General features: G+C 68.2%; 16 protein-coding genes and 1 tRNA gene. 11 read left to right on the forward strand and 6 right to left on the reverse strand.

Annotation, left to right across the window (positions count from 1 at the left end):
- The first annotated feature begins 157 nt into the window (after positions 1-157).
- The 3 genes from KQ297_RS07620 to KQ297_RS07630 are packed head-to-tail and all read left to right on the forward strand — an operon-like array spanning position 158 to position 2,206.
- Entirely contained in the window at positions 158-1,003 is an 846-nt protein-coding gene (locus KQ297_RS07620) for a HEAT repeat domain-containing protein (protein ID WP_259738892.1), read from the forward strand.
- 7 nt (positions 1,004-1,010) lie between these two features.
- Positions 1,011-1,709 carry a HEAT repeat domain-containing protein gene (locus tag KQ297_RS07625; protein WP_259738893.1) on the forward strand — a complete coding sequence of 233 codons (699 nt, stop codon included), beginning with the start codon at positions 1,011-1,013 and terminating at the stop codon, positions 1,707-1,709.
- Positions 1,709-2,206: a low molecular weight protein-tyrosine-phosphatase gene (locus KQ297_RS07630; RefSeq protein ID WP_259738894.1), complete on the forward strand. Its 498-nt coding sequence runs from the start codon at positions 1,709-1,711 to the stop codon at positions 2,204-2,206. The genes KQ297_RS07625 and KQ297_RS07630 overlap by 1 nt, the downstream gene beginning before the upstream one ends.
- 46 nt (positions 2,207-2,252) lie before the next feature.
- Here the strand turns inward: KQ297_RS07630 and KQ297_RS07635 are convergent, their stop codons facing one another.
- Both KQ297_RS07635 and KQ297_RS07640 read right to left on the reverse strand, forming a co-directional pair.
- Complete coding sequence (locus KQ297_RS07635; RefSeq protein WP_399251443.1) at positions 2,253-3,845, reverse strand: bifunctional pantoate--beta-alanine ligase/(d)CMP kinase; 1,593 nt, start codon at positions 3,843-3,845, stop codon at positions 2,253-2,255.
- Between the two features lie 78 nt (positions 3,846-3,923).
- Positions 3,924-4,481: a septal ring lytic transglycosylase RlpA family protein gene (locus KQ297_RS07640; RefSeq protein ID WP_259738896.1), complete on the reverse strand. Its 558-nt coding sequence runs from the start codon at positions 4,479-4,481 to the stop codon at positions 3,924-3,926.
- Positions 4,482-4,913: 432 nt separating this feature from the next.
- Between KQ297_RS07640 and purM the strand changes: the two genes are divergently transcribed.
- Both purM and KQ297_RS07650 read left to right on the forward strand, forming a co-directional pair.
- Positions 4,914-5,948 (forward strand): phosphoribosylformylglycinamidine cyclo-ligase, encoded by a 1,035-nt coding sequence (gene purM, locus KQ297_RS07645; RefSeq protein WP_259738897.1) that lies wholly within the window; start codon positions 4,914-4,916, stop codon positions 5,946-5,948.
- 90 nt (positions 5,949-6,038) lie between these two features.
- Positions 6,039-6,707: a hypothetical protein gene (locus tag KQ297_RS07650; protein WP_259738898.1), complete on the forward strand. Its 669-nt coding sequence runs from the start codon at positions 6,039-6,041 to the stop codon at positions 6,705-6,707.
- A gap of 13 nt (positions 6,708-6,720) precedes the next feature.
- Here KQ297_RS07650 and KQ297_RS07655 read toward each other — a convergent pair whose 3' ends face one another.
- Positions 6,721-7,689: an aldo/keto reductase gene (locus KQ297_RS07655; protein WP_259738899.1), complete on the reverse strand. Its 969-nt coding sequence runs from the start codon at positions 7,687-7,689 to the stop codon at positions 6,721-6,723.
- Between the two features lie 41 nt (positions 7,690-7,730).
- On the opposite strand from KQ297_RS07655, the gene KQ297_RS07660 reads away from it, so the two are divergent.
- Both KQ297_RS07660 and KQ297_RS07665 read left to right on the forward strand, forming a co-directional pair.
- Positions 7,731-7,910 carry a hypothetical protein gene (locus KQ297_RS07660; RefSeq protein WP_259738900.1) on the forward strand — a complete coding sequence of 60 codons (180 nt, stop codon included), beginning with the start codon at positions 7,731-7,733 and terminating at the stop codon, positions 7,908-7,910.
- A gap of 74 nt (positions 7,911-7,984) precedes the next feature.
- Positions 7,985-8,542: a hypothetical protein gene (locus KQ297_RS07665; protein ID WP_259738901.1), complete on the forward strand. Its 558-nt coding sequence runs from the start codon at positions 7,985-7,987 to the stop codon at positions 8,540-8,542.
- A 38-nt stretch (positions 8,543-8,580) separates the two neighbouring features.
- Here KQ297_RS07665 and KQ297_RS07670 read toward each other — a convergent pair.
- A tRNA-Cys gene (locus KQ297_RS07670) sits at positions 8,581-8,651 on the reverse strand.
- Positions 8,652-8,660: 9 nt separating this feature from the next.
- On the opposite strand from KQ297_RS07670, the gene KQ297_RS07675 reads away from it, so the two are divergent.
- Positions 8,661-9,938, forward strand: a complete 1,278-nt coding sequence (locus tag KQ297_RS07675; RefSeq protein ID WP_259738902.1) for a lipid-A-disaccharide synthase-related protein — start codon at positions 8,661-8,663, stop codon at positions 9,936-9,938.
- A gap of 30 nt (positions 9,939-9,968) precedes the next feature.
- Positions 9,969-10,226, forward strand: coding sequence for a hypothetical protein (locus KQ297_RS07680; protein ID WP_259738903.1), 258 nt, complete (start codon positions 9,969-9,971; stop codon positions 10,224-10,226).
- A gap of 36 nt (positions 10,227-10,262) precedes the next feature.
- On the opposite strand, the gene KQ297_RS07685 is transcribed toward KQ297_RS07680, so the two are convergent.
- Entirely contained in the window at positions 10,263-10,925 is a 663-nt protein-coding gene (locus KQ297_RS07685) for a ribonuclease D (protein WP_259738904.1), read from the reverse strand.
- 71 nt (positions 10,926-10,996) lie between these two features.
- On the opposite strand from KQ297_RS07685, the gene KQ297_RS07690 reads away from it, so the two are divergent.
- Positions 10,997-11,563, forward strand: a complete 567-nt coding sequence (locus KQ297_RS07690) for a cofactor assembly of complex C subunit B (RefSeq protein WP_259738905.1) — start codon at positions 10,997-10,999, stop codon at positions 11,561-11,563.
- Positions 11,564-11,573: 10 nt separating this feature from the next.
- Positions 11,574-12,410, forward strand: coding sequence for a dehydrogenase (locus tag KQ297_RS07695; protein ID WP_259738906.1), 837 nt, complete (start codon positions 11,574-11,576; stop codon positions 12,408-12,410).
- 35 nt (positions 12,411-12,445) lie between these two features.
- Here KQ297_RS07695 and KQ297_RS07700 read toward each other — a convergent pair.
- On the reverse strand, positions 12,446-12,856 hold a 411-nt coding region (locus tag KQ297_RS07700), incomplete at its 5' end, for a coproporphyrinogen III oxidase (protein WP_259738907.1).

The following is a 12,856-nucleotide window of genomic DNA, read 5'->3' on the forward strand; positions in this document are numbered from 1 at the left end:
CCAACAACTACATCGACTACGCCATCAACGCTCTCGTCTGATTTCCGCTCGCGGTTCTCAAACAGCGTCCTGACAGCTCAGTCGCACCTCTCACACCTCAAGGAGGCCTTCCGGCCTCCTTTTTTTCGTTCTGCCTCGCCTCCCTCACAGCACGGCCATGGTCGCCGCAGAGTCCATCGAACCTTCCCCTGCCGCTGGAGCCCCGATCGATGAGGCCGAGGCGCTGCGGCGCCTGCGCCAGAATGAGGACCAATCAGCCCAGTACTACGCGGCCTGGTGGCTGGGCCGCATGCGCAGCCAGAATCCCGAAGCGATCGCCCTGCTCTGTCACGCCCTGGGGCAACGGCAGCCACGTCAGGCCGAAGCGGGCGTGGAGCGCAATGCTGTGGCGCGCAACGCCGCCCGGGCTCTGGGCAAGCTGGCCCAGCCAAGTGCCATTTCCCACCTGCTGCTGGCCCTCGATGATCCCGACGATGGGCTGCGCGAGGCCGCGGCCCGATCCCTGGGGGAGCTGCGAGCCGGCGAGGCGGTGGAGCCCCTCTGCGCCAGGCTCTCCACCGGACCCGCCGTAGCCGGCGCTCCCCAACCGGGCAGCAGCCGCCTGCGGGAGCCCTGCGAGGCGATGCTTGAAGCCCTTGGGGAAATCGGCATCGTGGAGCCCAGGGTGCTGGCTGTGATCGAGCCCTTCGTGGACCATGAGCGGCCTCTGATCCGCAGCGCCGCCTGCCGGGCACTCCTGGAGCTCACCGGCGACACCCATTGGGGAGAGCAGTTGCTGGCGCTGCTCCAGCACTCTCAGCTGCAGGTGAGGCGCGCCGCGCTGATGGATCTGGGAGCCGCAGGGTGGCGTCCGGCCTTGGAGCCGATCCGGGAAACCCTGGCGGAGAACAGCCTCAAACTGATGGCCCTGCGCGGTCTGGTGGAGAATCCAGCGGGTCCCGACGCCACGGTGCTCGACGATGACACGACCGCCCTGCTGGCGGTGATGGACGACCTCCTCTGAGCGCGCCATGCCCTCTCACCCCCCAACGGCGGCAGAGAACACTCCCGCCAGCCCCACAGCTTCCGAGCCAACAGAGCAGATCGAAGCCCTGCGCCAGGCCGACAGTCCGGTTGGTCTGCTGATGGCCACCCGCCGCCTCGCCGAGGTCTGCCATCCCGCCGCGGCCCCCAGCCTGGTGGAGGTGCTGGGGTTCAACAATCCCGGGGCGGCGGTAGCGGCCGTCGATGGCCTGATCGCCCTGGGCGAGCAGGCGGTGGAGCCTCTGCTGGCCAATCTCGATGGCCACAACTACGGCGCCAGGGCCTGGGCCGTGCGCGCCCTGGCCGGGATTGGTGATGTGCGCGGGCTCGAGTTGCTGGAGAGCGCCCTGGCCTGTGACATCGGGCCCAGCGTGCGTCGGGCCGCTGCCCGGGGCCTGGGTCAACTCCGCCTCGAGGGCCTGCCCCAAGATGAGCGAATCAACGTGCGGCAGCGCTGCCTCGACGCCCTCCTTGCCGGTGGAGGAGATGGCGAATGGGTGGTGCGCTACGCCGTGGCTGTGGGGCTGGAGCAGCTGCTGCTGGGCATGGCCCCGGTGGAGCACGGACGGCCAGCCGGGCTGAAGGCTCTTCAGGGGCTGGCCGGCGAGCCCGGGGATGAGACGGCCGTGGTACGCCTGCGGGCCAGCCTTGCCCTGAGGCGCCTCGACGGCGGGGCGGTTGGCTGATGGAGCCCTCCCGTCTGCTGTTCGTCTGCCTGGGCAACATCTGCCGCTCCCCAGCCGCTGAGGGTGTCTTCCTGCATCACCTGCAGCAGCGGGACCTGGAGCAGGCCTTCGCTGTCGATTCGGCCGGAACGGGCTCCTGGCATGCCGGCCAACCCGCCGATGCCCGCATGCGGGCCGCTGCCTCAGGGCGGGGGATCCATTTGCCCAGCCGAGCCCGCCAGATCGTGGCGGCGGATCTCGATCACTTCGATCACATCCTCACGATGGATGACGAGAACCTGGCCGCGGTGCAGGCCATGGCCCGTGGCCGCCAGCCCAGGGCCCTGATCCGGCCGATCACGCAGCACTGCCGCAGCCAACGGGTCCGTGAGGTGCCGGACCCGTATTACGGCGGTGCCGATGGCTTCGAGCGCGTGCTCGATCTGCTTGAGGATGCCTGCACCGGCCTGCTCGAAGACCTGCTGGCCTCAAAGCCCCCCTGGACCACTGAACGCTGACGTCGAGCAGCCTTCAGGCTGAAGGCCGTGAACTCGAATCCGCCGCTCAGGCCACTGCGTCGCCCTCCGGCTCAGGCCAGGCCTCCTCGGGGATCCGTTCCCGGAACAGATCCACCAGCACGGTGATCACCTCCTCGATGCCCAGGCCATCGGTGATCAGCTCCACGGCATCCTCAGCCTGGAGCAGGGGGGCCACCTCCCGGGTGGAATCGAGGCGGTCCCGTTCGGCGATCAGGCTTTCCAGCTCCTCCTGGGGAGGAACGGCAAAGCCCCGCTGCTCCAGGTCCTGGGCCCGGCGCCGGGCACGCTCCGCCACCGTGGCGGTGAGGAACACCTTGAGGTCCGCATCGGGGAAGACGGCAGTACCGATGTCGCGACCCTCAGCCACCAGCCGTCCCCTGACGCCCAGAACCCTCTGCTGCTGGGTGAGGGCCTCCCGGACGCAGGCATGGGCCGCCACCAGGGAGACCTGGGCCGTCACATCGGGATGGCGGATCGCCTCGCTCACATCGTGGCCATTCAGAGTCACCCGTTGGATGCCGCTGGCCACCGTATCGAGGCTGAGCTCCAGCCCCTCGAGCAGGGGCGCCACCTGGGCTGCCTCAGCTGGATTCACCCCTTGGCGCAGCACCCACCAGGTCACGGCCCGGTACATGGCTCCGGTGTCGAGGTAGATGAGGCCGAGGCGTTGGGCCAGGGCCCGGGTGACGGTGCTCTTGCCAGCCCCGGCAGGGCCATCGATGGCGACGATCGGAGGACGGTTCATGAGAACTAGGTGATCAATCAGGCGGCTTGGACCGCAGCGAACCGCGGCCGCCAGCAGCAGGGGCCCCTGGGGTGAGGTGGAAGGATCCAGGGGGCGCAGCCGCAGGGCTTCCACCATCTCCACATACTCCACCGCCAGGTCGGCTCGCTCCAGCTCAGATCGCACCAGCTGCACCAGGCGGGCAGGATCACGCTCCCCCGCCCGCCAGGCCTGTTCTCCCCAGGCGAGCGCTGCCGGCAGACCAACCGCCTGCATTCGGTCGCTCCCGCTGAGATAACGGTTGCGTGAGCTGGCGGCCAGTCCATCGGGTTCCCGCCAGGTGGCACAACCCTGAACCCGAACCGGCAGGGCCAGATCCGCCACGATCCGCCTGAGGATCACCAGTTGCTGCCAGTCCTTCTCCCCGAGAAACAGCCGATCAGGTTGCACCAGGGCAAGCAGCCGGGCCACCACCGTGGCCACCCCTTCGAAATGACCCGCTCTGGTGCGGGCGCAGAGCCCCTGGAGCAGGGCAGTTGGAGGCAGCACCCTGGTGAGTTCGGGATCACCACCGGGGAACAACTCCTGCACATCCGGGGCGAACAGGGCGATGGCGCCTGCTTCAGTGGCGAGAGCGGCATCGGCGCCCAGATCCCGTGGATACCGCGCGAAGTCTTCCCCGGGGCCGAACTGAAGGGGATTGACGAACACGCTCACCAGCACCCGTGGCGGCAACCCTGACGGGGAGAGGGGGGCAGCGGCCCTCTCGATCAGGCGACGGTGTCCCTGATGAAGGGCACCCATGGTGGGCACGAAGTGAAGGGCTCTCGCAGGCCGCTGCCACGCGGGCCTGCTCCAGCGCCGCAACTCATCACAGGTGTGCAGCAGCTGCATGGAAGCGCAGAACGAAGGCCCACCCGGCAGGTTGCCGGATGGGCCGATCATCGGGATGGAGGGTGGAGGCTTCAGGACTTACTGAACCACTTCCAGGCGAACCTGGGCAATGCCGCTCGAGACAAGACCGAGTCGCTGGGCCGCCCCATGGGCCAGGTCGATGATCCGGTTGCCGTGGAAGGGACCACGATCGTTGATGCGCACGATGGCGGTGCGACCATTCCAGAGGTTGGTGACTTTCACCTTGGTGCCGAAAGGCAGGGTGCGGTGGGCTGCCGTCATGGTGCCGGGTCGAAACACCTCGCCATTGGCGGTGCGGTTGCCGAAAAAACCAGGGCCGTACCAGCTGGCTTCACCGGTGCCGGCCAGCTTGACGAGGCGCGGCGTGGGGGCTGGAGCCGTGGGCTCGGGCTGGGCTTCGGCGGCCGGCGCCTCGCTTTCCTGTTGACGAATGGCAACCGGTTCAGTCGGCTGAGCCTGGTTGGAGGGTTCAGCGGCCGGTGCAGTGTCGGCCGGACGGGCCATGGCGACGCGGGAATCAGATTCCGTACGGGCCGACTCGGCCAGCACAGGAACGGCTACGCCGCTGCCGGAAAGCAGGAGGGCGAGTGCCCCCAGGGGAAAAGTGCGACGCATAACAGACGAAACTCAACGCAACGAAGCAGTGGCCTTCCGCTTGAAGACTCGTGGCTGGGTTGATCGCGCTAACGATTGAAGAAGATGAAAGCGCAGATCCTGCGAAAAAGCTCCTGATCAAAAATCACGACCCCGGAAACCTACAGGAAGTCCTTGGAGAAGGGATGAGCAGATTGGGGAGAAGAATCGATCAGGAAGAGTCATCGACGGCGACATCGCAGTCAGCCGCAGTGCAGCGAACGAATCAGGGCGCCGGCACTGATCAGTGACGCCAATCAAAGGCATCAGCGCAACTGATCAATTCTTGTGACAGTCGAGCAGGCGACTCCCGATCGAGCGCCCCTTCGCGGCGGTGCTGGCCGTGATCACCCCTTGACCCGCTGGCATCGGAGGATCAGCGGTGATCAGGATCCGCCCAGCAGGAGCAACGCCATGGATTACCGCGCCGCCGGAGTGGATGTGGCCGCAGGCAGGGCCTTCGTCGAGCGGATCCGCTCCAGCGTCGAGAGCACACGGCGCCCTGAAGTGCTCGGCGGCCTCGGAGGATTCGGAGGGCTGTGCCGGTTGCCACAGGGCTTGCGGCGCCCACTGCTGGTGGCCGGCAGCGATGGGGTCGGGACCAAGCTCGAGCTGGCTCAGGCCCACGGCCACCACCACGCCGTCGGCATCGACCTGGTGGCGATGTGCGTCAACGACGTGATCACCAGCGGAGCGGAACCCCTCTTCTTCCTGGATTACATCGCCACCGGCAAGCTCGCTCCCGAGGCCATGGCGCTGGTGGTGGAGGGGATCGCCGACGGCTGCCGCCGGAGCGGCTGCGCCCTGCTTGGCGGCGAAACGGCGGAAATGCCGGGCTTCTACGGCCCAGGCCGCTACGACCTGGCAGGTTTCTGTGTGGCCGTGGCGGAGGAGGAGGAGCTGATCGATGGCCACCGGGTGCGACCTGGTGACCGGATCCTGGCCGTGGCCAGCAGTGGGGTGCACAGCAATGGGTTCAGCCTGGTGAGACGGATCCTGGAGAGCACCGGCAGCGGTGAGACCGCCCGCTTGCCAGACGGTGGTCCACCGGTGATCCAGGCCCTGCTGGAACCCACCCGCTTGTATGGATCCCTGGTGAAGGCCCTGCAGGACGCGGCTATCCCTCTTCATGCCATGGCCCACATCACCGGCGGAGGATTGCCCGAGAACCTCCCCCGCTGCCTGCCGCCTGGAACCCATGGCCGGATCGAGACCACCAGCTGGGAGCGGCCGGAGCTGTTCCGCTGGCTCCAGGTCACAGGCGAGGTCCCGGAAGCGGATCTCTGGAACACCTTCAACCTGGGCGTCGGCTTCTGCCTCGTGGTGCCTGAGTCCGCAGTATCCCGCACCCTCGACGTTTGCAGGCAGCACTCCCACCAGGCCTGGCCCCTGGGAGTGGTGGAGCCGGGCGATGCTGGTGAGCAACCCCTGGCAGGTTTGCCGTACTGACTGGCCCCTCCACCGTCCTGGCAGATTGCAAGGGGCCTGTTCGGCGCTTGATCGCCGGCGGCGCACCCGAAAATCCGTACGCTTCTACCCATGCACAGCTCCTGCAGCCGCATCACCCGACGGCGCAGTTCAGCGGGTCCTCAGCCCGCCGCGCCACCCCGGCGGCTCAACGCTCCTCCCCAGGCCCGTTCAGGAGCCAGCCGACCCACCTATCTCACCCTTCGCGACCATGGGAAGGTCTACGTGGCTGACCTTCCCCGCCTCTCCGACGGCCAGCTCTCACGGGTGGCGAAGGAGGCGCAGGAAGTGCTGGAGAGTCTCAACCGCCGCCTCGAGGAACTCGATCAGTTGACCAGCCTCCAGCCGATCGAGCAGGAGACCCAGATCAGAGCCAGCACCAAACGGAGTGTCACCGAGCGCTTCCTTCAGGCCATCGAAGACGAGCAGTGCGACAGGCGCAACAATCCAGCCCTGCGAGCGGCCGCAGGAGAGTCGCTGGCGCGGGCCTTCCTGGAAATCTCCCGGCATCGCCTGCCGGGAGCCACCTTCGACTCCCTGCTGCAGGAAGCCCTTACCGCCTGTGATTCCCCCATGCCCAATCCGGCCGACCAGGGCAGCGAGGCCAGCGCCATAACCAACCCCACGGATCCCCTGGCCGGGAGGCCTGCTCAGGTGATACGGCTTCCAACGGCCGGCGTTCTGCCCGTGGTGCTCTCCCCCGACCCCTCCAGCCCCCCGGCCGACGCAGACTCCCCCTGAGCCCCCTTAGCGTTCAATCACTCAGGAAGGGATTCGCCGGCATCCTCACCGGCAGGGCCAGGGCCTGGCGATCGAGGGCAGCGCGTTCAGCGTCGTCCATCTGCCAGCTCAGGGCCCCCGCCGCGGCCTCAGCCTGCTCAGGCGTGCGAAGGCCTGGGATCGGCATCGCCCCATGGGCCCGGCACCAGTTCAGGGCCACCTGATTCACCGGCACCCCACGCTCGTCCGCGATTCCCCGCATCAGCACCAGCAAGGGTTCGATCCGGGGCCGAAGTCGACGGAACAGCAGCCCCCGGGGCCCCTTGGGACCCTCAGTCCCCGCGCTGCTCCGGTCGCTGAGCAGTCCGAGGGCGAGTGGGCTGTAGGCAATCAGATCCACCCCCAGATCCCGGCAACACGCCGCCAGATCCCCGCTGGTCACAGCCTCTGGCGCCAGCAGCGACACCTGCACCTGGAGGCTGGCCAGACGCACCCCCCGATCGGCCAGTCGCCGCTGCACCTGCCCCAGGCGACGAGGCCCCATGTTCGAGACCCCCAGGCTGGCCACATCCCCGGCCGCCACCCGATCCGCCAGTCCATCCAGCAGGGGCCCCTCCTGCCATGGGGCATAACGGGCCGTACTCCAGTGGAGCTGCACCCGATCAAGCTGACCACCCAACCGCTGGCGGGAAGACTGGAAGGCACGGTCATAGCCACGGCGACCCAACCGCCAGGGGAAGGGGGCCAGCTTGGTGGCCACACACAGCTGATGGCGCCGCTCCTGAGGCATGGCGTTCAGGAATCGCCCGAGCAGCTGCTCGCTGCGGCCCGTGAAGCGGCCGGTGCCATAGGAATCGGCCGTGTCGAAGAAATGAAGTCCCAGGGCCACCGCCCTGCGGAAGGTGGCCTCAAGAGCCGCGTCATGGAGCTCGGGCCGGTAGCCCCAGAGGAACTGGTTTCCCCAGGCCCAGGTGCCCACGCCGATCGAGACGGACTGCGCCATGGGACTCTCCGGGCTGCAAGCGACCTCGCCATGATCGGAGCATGACCTCCCCATCCCCCTCGACCCAGACGCAACCTCAGCCGCAGGCCCAGACCCCCCCGGGGAGGGAGGCACCCGGCTCGAAGCCGGCCGGTGACCCGGTGCTCTGCCATCACTGTGGCCGCACCGCCAGCAATGGCATCAGCTGCCAGGGCTATTGCGTGGCCGACTCGGACTACTGAACACGGCCACGTCACTCCCCACCCTTCCGGACACCCTGCAGCTCCAGAATGGGAGCCCTGCACGCGGGACTTCCTTGGCCGACACCACCAGTTCCAAGCCGCTCAAGTGCCAGCCCCGCCCCAGGCCAGGCTTCCGCCAGCTGGCACCACTGCTGGCCGGGGCCCTGCTCAGCCTGCTTCCCCAAGGGGGCGATCTGCTGGCGGCCGAGAACCCCCCCGTTGACTTCGGCCGGGTGCAACGCGCCACCCGGACCTGCCAGCGCAACCTCTCCGACGCCAGCCCCGGACCCTGCTCAGAGCTGCGCTTCGAGCAGAACCGGGAAGGACTGCTCAACATCCGCTTCGTCGGCCCCGGCAGTGGCGAGATCACCAGCAACCTGGTCACCTTCGTGGGGGTGGTGAAGGATGGGGCGGCCGGAATGAGCTGTCGCGAAGGACGCTGCCGCCTGGAGGGCCCCCTCAGCACCGAGGTCACCAGCGTCAGTGAACTGGGCTTCGACCAGCGTGGTTTGCCCACCGGCCTGCCCAGCGCCTGGCCCGCCGATGGCACCTGCAAAGTCGAGAAGCACGACGTGCACTGCGAAGCCAGGGCTCTCTCGGGCGAGCGCTGGTCGGCCAGAGCTGAACTGTGAACGACCCCCTAGCGGACTGCCGTCGGGATCGGGATCAGAGGCGGCACCCAGATTCGAACTGGGGATAAAGGATTTGCAATCCTCTGCCTTACCACTTGGCCATGCCGCCATTCCAGGGGTGAACCCAGGAACTGCGGATCGTATCAGCCGTTCACAGCCTGCCCGGCTGCTGCTGCTCAGCAATGGCCATGGGGAGGATCTGATCGCCCTGCGCATCGGGCGAGCCCTGCGCGAACGACGACCGGCGATGCAGCTGTGCGCCCTGCCCCTTGTGGGGGAGGGGGAGGTCTACCGGAAGGCTGAGCAGGACGGCTGGTTGCAGCAGGTGGGACCACGCCAGCGGTTGCCCAGCGGTGGCTTCAGCAACCAGAGTCTTCCCGCTCTGCTCCACGACCTGAGGGCGGGACTGCCCGCTCTGAGCTGGCGCCAGTGGCAGCTTGTGCGCCGCTGGGGCGGCGCAGGCGATCCGATTCTGGCGGTGGGGGATCTGCTGCCCCTGCTGCTGGCCTGGGGCAGCGGCGCACCCTATGGCTTCCTGGGAACACCCAAGAGCGATTACACCTGGCGCAGCGGTCCTGATCGCGATCCCCTGGCCGATCGCTATCACCGCTGCAAGGGAAGCGAATGGGATCCGTGGGAATGGGCGCTGATGGCTGATCGCCGCGCCAAGCTGGTGGCGGTCCGTGATGGTCTGACGGCCAGGGGACTGAGACGCCGGGGGGTGGCGGCTCTTGCACCAGGCAACCCGATGATGGACGGGCTTGATCCGGCTCCTCTGCCTGAGCCGTTACGGCAGCGGAGGAGAATCGTGCTGCTCTGCGGCAGCCGCCTGCCGGAGGCCCTCGGCAATGCCCGGCGGCTGCTGGAAGGCCTGGCCTGTTTGCCACCCCTGGAGCCGCAGGTGGTGCTCTGCCCCACCGGCTCCCGCCCCAGTCGCCAGGATCTCGAGCCACTCCTGCGCGCCCAGGGTTACACCCAGGTGCCGATCACGCCTGGTTGCGGCGCCAGCGCGGCCTGGGGGCTCCAGCAAAGGCTTTTGCTGCTCGGGCAGGGCTGCTTCGAGCGCTGGGCAGGTTGGGGGGAGGTGGGCCTGGCCACGGCTGGAACCGCCACCGAACAACTGGTGGGTCTCGGGGTGCCCGTGCTCTCGATGCCGGGCCCAGGTCCTCAGTTCAAGCGCGGCTTTGCCCGCCGGCAGAGCCGGCTTCTGGGGGGGGGCGTTCGGGTCTGTACCTCACCCCTGGAGCTGGCTGGTGAATTGGATCGGCTGCTCAAAGATGCCCAGTTGCGCCGCCAGCGGGGTTGCATCGGCCGGCGGCGGATGGGGGACGCCGGCGGCAGCGAACGGCTGGCGGCCCTTGTGGATTGGAAGCTGCTGTCACAGCCCCAGGGATGATGGGACTTCCCACCATCCAGGCTCACCCCCATGCCAGCTCCCATCGACCGGGCTTACGCCACCGTCACCGGTCAGCTGGCCACCCTGCTGGGGGTCAGCATCGCCGCGGCCCGCCGCAGGGTCGACCAGCAGGCCGCGCGGGAAGGGACCCGGGAGACGGGCGGGCGCGTCGCCATCGCTGAGCGCATGATCCAGGAATCCCAGGGGGCAGCCAAGACTCAGGGCCAACTGCTGGATGCACTCCTGGTCGCCGAAGACGACGAGAGCGGCTTCATGCTCGAGGACTGATCGCCGCTTCTCTGCTGCGCCGGGGTTCAGGGACCCTCAGCGGGACGAAGAGGAATGCTCGAACACCGAGCCGAAACGGCTGCGATCGAGCTCGGCGAAGACCGGCAGGCAGGCAAAACAGCGCTGGGCCAGCTCGAGGCGCTCCTCCCGCTCGAGGATGGAAGCCAAGGCCTGGCGAGCGCCGAGTAGATAACGGACGTCGTTGGCCGCATAGGCCAGCTGGGCTTCTCCCAGGTCCTCGACCCGGCCCCAGTCGCTGCTCTGGGACTGCTTGTCGAGTTCCACCCCCACCAATTCCTGCACCACCTCCTTCAGCCCGTGGCGGGAGCTGTAAGTGCGGGCCAGGCGGCTGGCCACCTTGGTGCAGAACACCGGAGCCACGGCGATGCCGAGGCCTTCCCCGAGGGCCGCCAGATCGAAGCGGGCGAAATGGAACACCTTCTCGATCGCCAGGCTTTCCATCAACTCCTGCAAACGCGGCGCCTGCCGCTGGCCCCGAGCGATGCGGATGCAGCAGACGTTGTCGAGGTGGTCGGCGATCTGAACCAGGCAGAGGCGATCCCGCCCATGAACCAGACCCATCGCCTCGGTGTCCACCGCCAGGGCGGGGGCCTGAGCGAGCAGCCCGTGCCATTCAGGGTCGAGATCCCCGTCGAAGACGGCAAACCGGTGAGGGGCGGAGCCGGGAGTCGAGGACATCAGGGCAGAAGCAAACGACGCCATCGTGCCGAAAGGGGGAGAATGAGTCGCTTCCGTCCTGCATTGCCCGCGTGCCTTCGACCCTGTCCCCTGCCCTGGGGTCCACCCTGCTGCTGACCCTGCTGCTGGCCATCGGCCTGGTCTTCTTCCTGCGGGCCGCCAGCAAGGACCGCACCACGGTGGTGGAGGTGCAATCCCCGAGGCCGGCCCTGGAGGTGCTCGACGGCCTCAGCCAGTGGCTGAGGCAACGGGGCTGGCAGGCCGAAGCGGGGGATGCCGAGCGGCGGGTGCTGCGCTTTCGTGGCCAGGTGGGTGCCAGCGGCACCCTGGCCCTGCTGCTGACGCTGCTGGGTACGGTCGGGGCGGCCTGCCTGGGCCTGGTGCTCCGCCAGCTGCTGCCGGTGCTGGGCTGGTGGCCGCTGCTGCTGGCCCTGCTCGGGCCTCTCGCGGGCCTGATCTACCGCAAGCGGGCCGCTCGCCAGGAGCTGGTGGAACTGCGCCTGATCAGCGCCGACGACGCTTCCCTCAGCCAACTGCAGTTGAGGGCTCACCGCGACGAGCTGATTACCCTGGAACTGGAACTGGGACCAAGGCTGCAGCTGGCCAGTGACGGCACCCTGCTCAGTTCACCCATCTGACCCCCAGGCCATGCGACTCCTCCCGAAGGCTCCAGCCCGACGCCCATTCCGGGCACGCCCAAGGTCCCTGGGCCTGGCCCTGCTGGGGCTGGGACTTGTGCTGGTGCTGGGCAGCGCCGCTGAAGCCCCGGCACGCCTGGCCATTGACCCGCTCACCGGCCCACGCACACCCCTGAGCAAGGACTGGATCGGCCGCAGATCCCTGGCGTCTGGCACGCCGATCCTGGTGATGGCAGGCCACGCCGATTCCCAGGGAATGGAAGGGTCCGGCACCAGTGGTGAAGCAGTGGATCGCTTCGGGGCCCGGCCGATGCAGCCTGGCATCCGCGACGAGCTCTACTGGAATCTGCGCACCGCCGAGCGGGTCGTGGCGATCGGCCGCCGGCGCGGTCTGCCGATCCGCCTCTACGTCCCTTCGCAGCGCACCATCGCCGACGGCGATGATCCCCGCACCAACTGGAGTGTGGGCAAGGCCCATGTGCGCCGCGGTGGGTACGCCATGGAGATCCATTACGACGCCTACGGACCCGACGGCTTTGGCTCGGGGCTGATCCCGCCGCTGCACCAGGCTCCCACCCTGCTCGATGAAAGCCTGGCGGCCTCCTTCGGGGCTTTTCCCTTCGCGTTCAGAGGCGGCCTTGGTGCTCCCCGCCGCGGCATTGCCATCCTCGAGATCGGCAAGCTGGAGAGTCCGTTGGAATCGGCTCTGAGGGATCCCCGCAGCCGGGATTCAGCCCTCAACGCCATCGCCGAGCGGGTGGTTCTGGCCCTGGAGCAGGGCCTCAGCCCCCGACCGACGACTCTGCCGGCCACCTCCCTCGGTAACCCGGCAACAACCCGCCCCTGAGCAACTGCGGGCGGCATCGGGCCAGGGCCAGGGATTCAGCCAAAGGCACCCCGGGCCCGGCAGAGGTCCTCCAGAGCGGCATCTCCGAACCAGTCCTGGGGCTTGGTGAACACCTCCGTGACCAGGGCCTCGCGACTGCCGGGCTCGGGGCCGTAGCCGTATTCCCAGCGCACCAGCGGCGGCAGCGACATCAGGATCGATTCCGTGCGGCCGTTGGTCTGGAGGCCGAAGATCGTGCCGCGATCGAACACCAGGTTGAACTCCACATAACGGCCACGGCGATAGAGCTGGAACTGGCGTTCCCGATCCCCGTACGGGGTGCCGTGCCGCTTCTCCACGATCGGCACATAGCTGGGCAGAAAGGCGTTGCCGCAGGCGCTCGCCAGCTGGAACAACTGCTCCCAGCTGTGGGGGACCGGGCCGGTGGCTGCGGCCATCGCCGCAGC

The organism is Synechococcus sp. CS-205, assembly GCF_025128255.1.
Classification (GTDB): Bacteria; Cyanobacteriota; Cyanobacteriia; order PCC-6307; family Cyanobiaceae; genus Regnicoccus_A.

Excerpts from the sequence above, each read along its gene's own strand:
- KQ297_RS07685 (WP_259738904.1), bottom strand. The coding sequence starts at position 10,925 with ATGTCCTCGACTCCCGGCTCCGCCCCTCACCGGTTTGCCGTCTTCGAC.
- KQ297_RS07620 (WP_259738892.1), top strand. The coding sequence starts at position 158 with ATGGTCGCCGCAGAGTCCATCGAACCTTCCCCTGCCGCTGGAGCCCCG.
- KQ297_RS07625 (WP_259738893.1), top strand. The coding sequence starts at position 1,011 with ATGCCCTCTCACCCCCCAACGGCGGCAGAGAACACTCCCGCCAGCCCC.
- KQ297_RS07695 (WP_259738906.1), top strand. The coding sequence starts at position 11,574 with ATGCGACTCCTCCCGAAGGCTCCAGCCCGACGCCCATTCCGGGCACGC.
- KQ297_RS07630 (WP_259738894.1), top strand. The coding sequence starts at position 1,709 with ATGGAGCCCTCCCGTCTGCTGTTCGTCTGCCTGGGCAACATCTGCCGC.
- KQ297_RS07635 (WP_399251443.1), bottom strand. The coding sequence starts at position 3,845 with ATGCAGCTGCTGCACACCTGTGATGAGTTGCGGCGCTGGAGCAGGCCC.
- KQ297_RS07655 (WP_259738899.1), bottom strand. The coding sequence starts at position 7,689 with ATGGCGCAGTCCGTCTCGATCGGCGTGGGCACCTGGGCCTGGGGAAAC.
- KQ297_RS07640 (WP_259738896.1), bottom strand. The coding sequence starts at position 4,481 with ATGCGTCGCACTTTTCCCCTGGGGGCACTCGCCCTCCTGCTTTCCGGC.
- KQ297_RS07660 (WP_259738900.1), top strand. The coding sequence starts at position 7,731 with ATGACCTCCCCATCCCCCTCGACCCAGACGCAACCTCAGCCGCAGGCC.
- KQ297_RS07650 (WP_259738898.1), top strand. The coding sequence starts at position 6,039 with ATGCACAGCTCCTGCAGCCGCATCACCCGACGGCGCAGTTCAGCGGGT.
- KQ297_RS07680 (WP_259738903.1), top strand. The coding sequence starts at position 9,969 with ATGCCAGCTCCCATCGACCGGGCTTACGCCACCGTCACCGGTCAGCTG.
- purM (WP_259738897.1), top strand. The coding sequence starts at position 4,914 with ATGGATTACCGCGCCGCCGGAGTGGATGTGGCCGCAGGCAGGGCCTTC.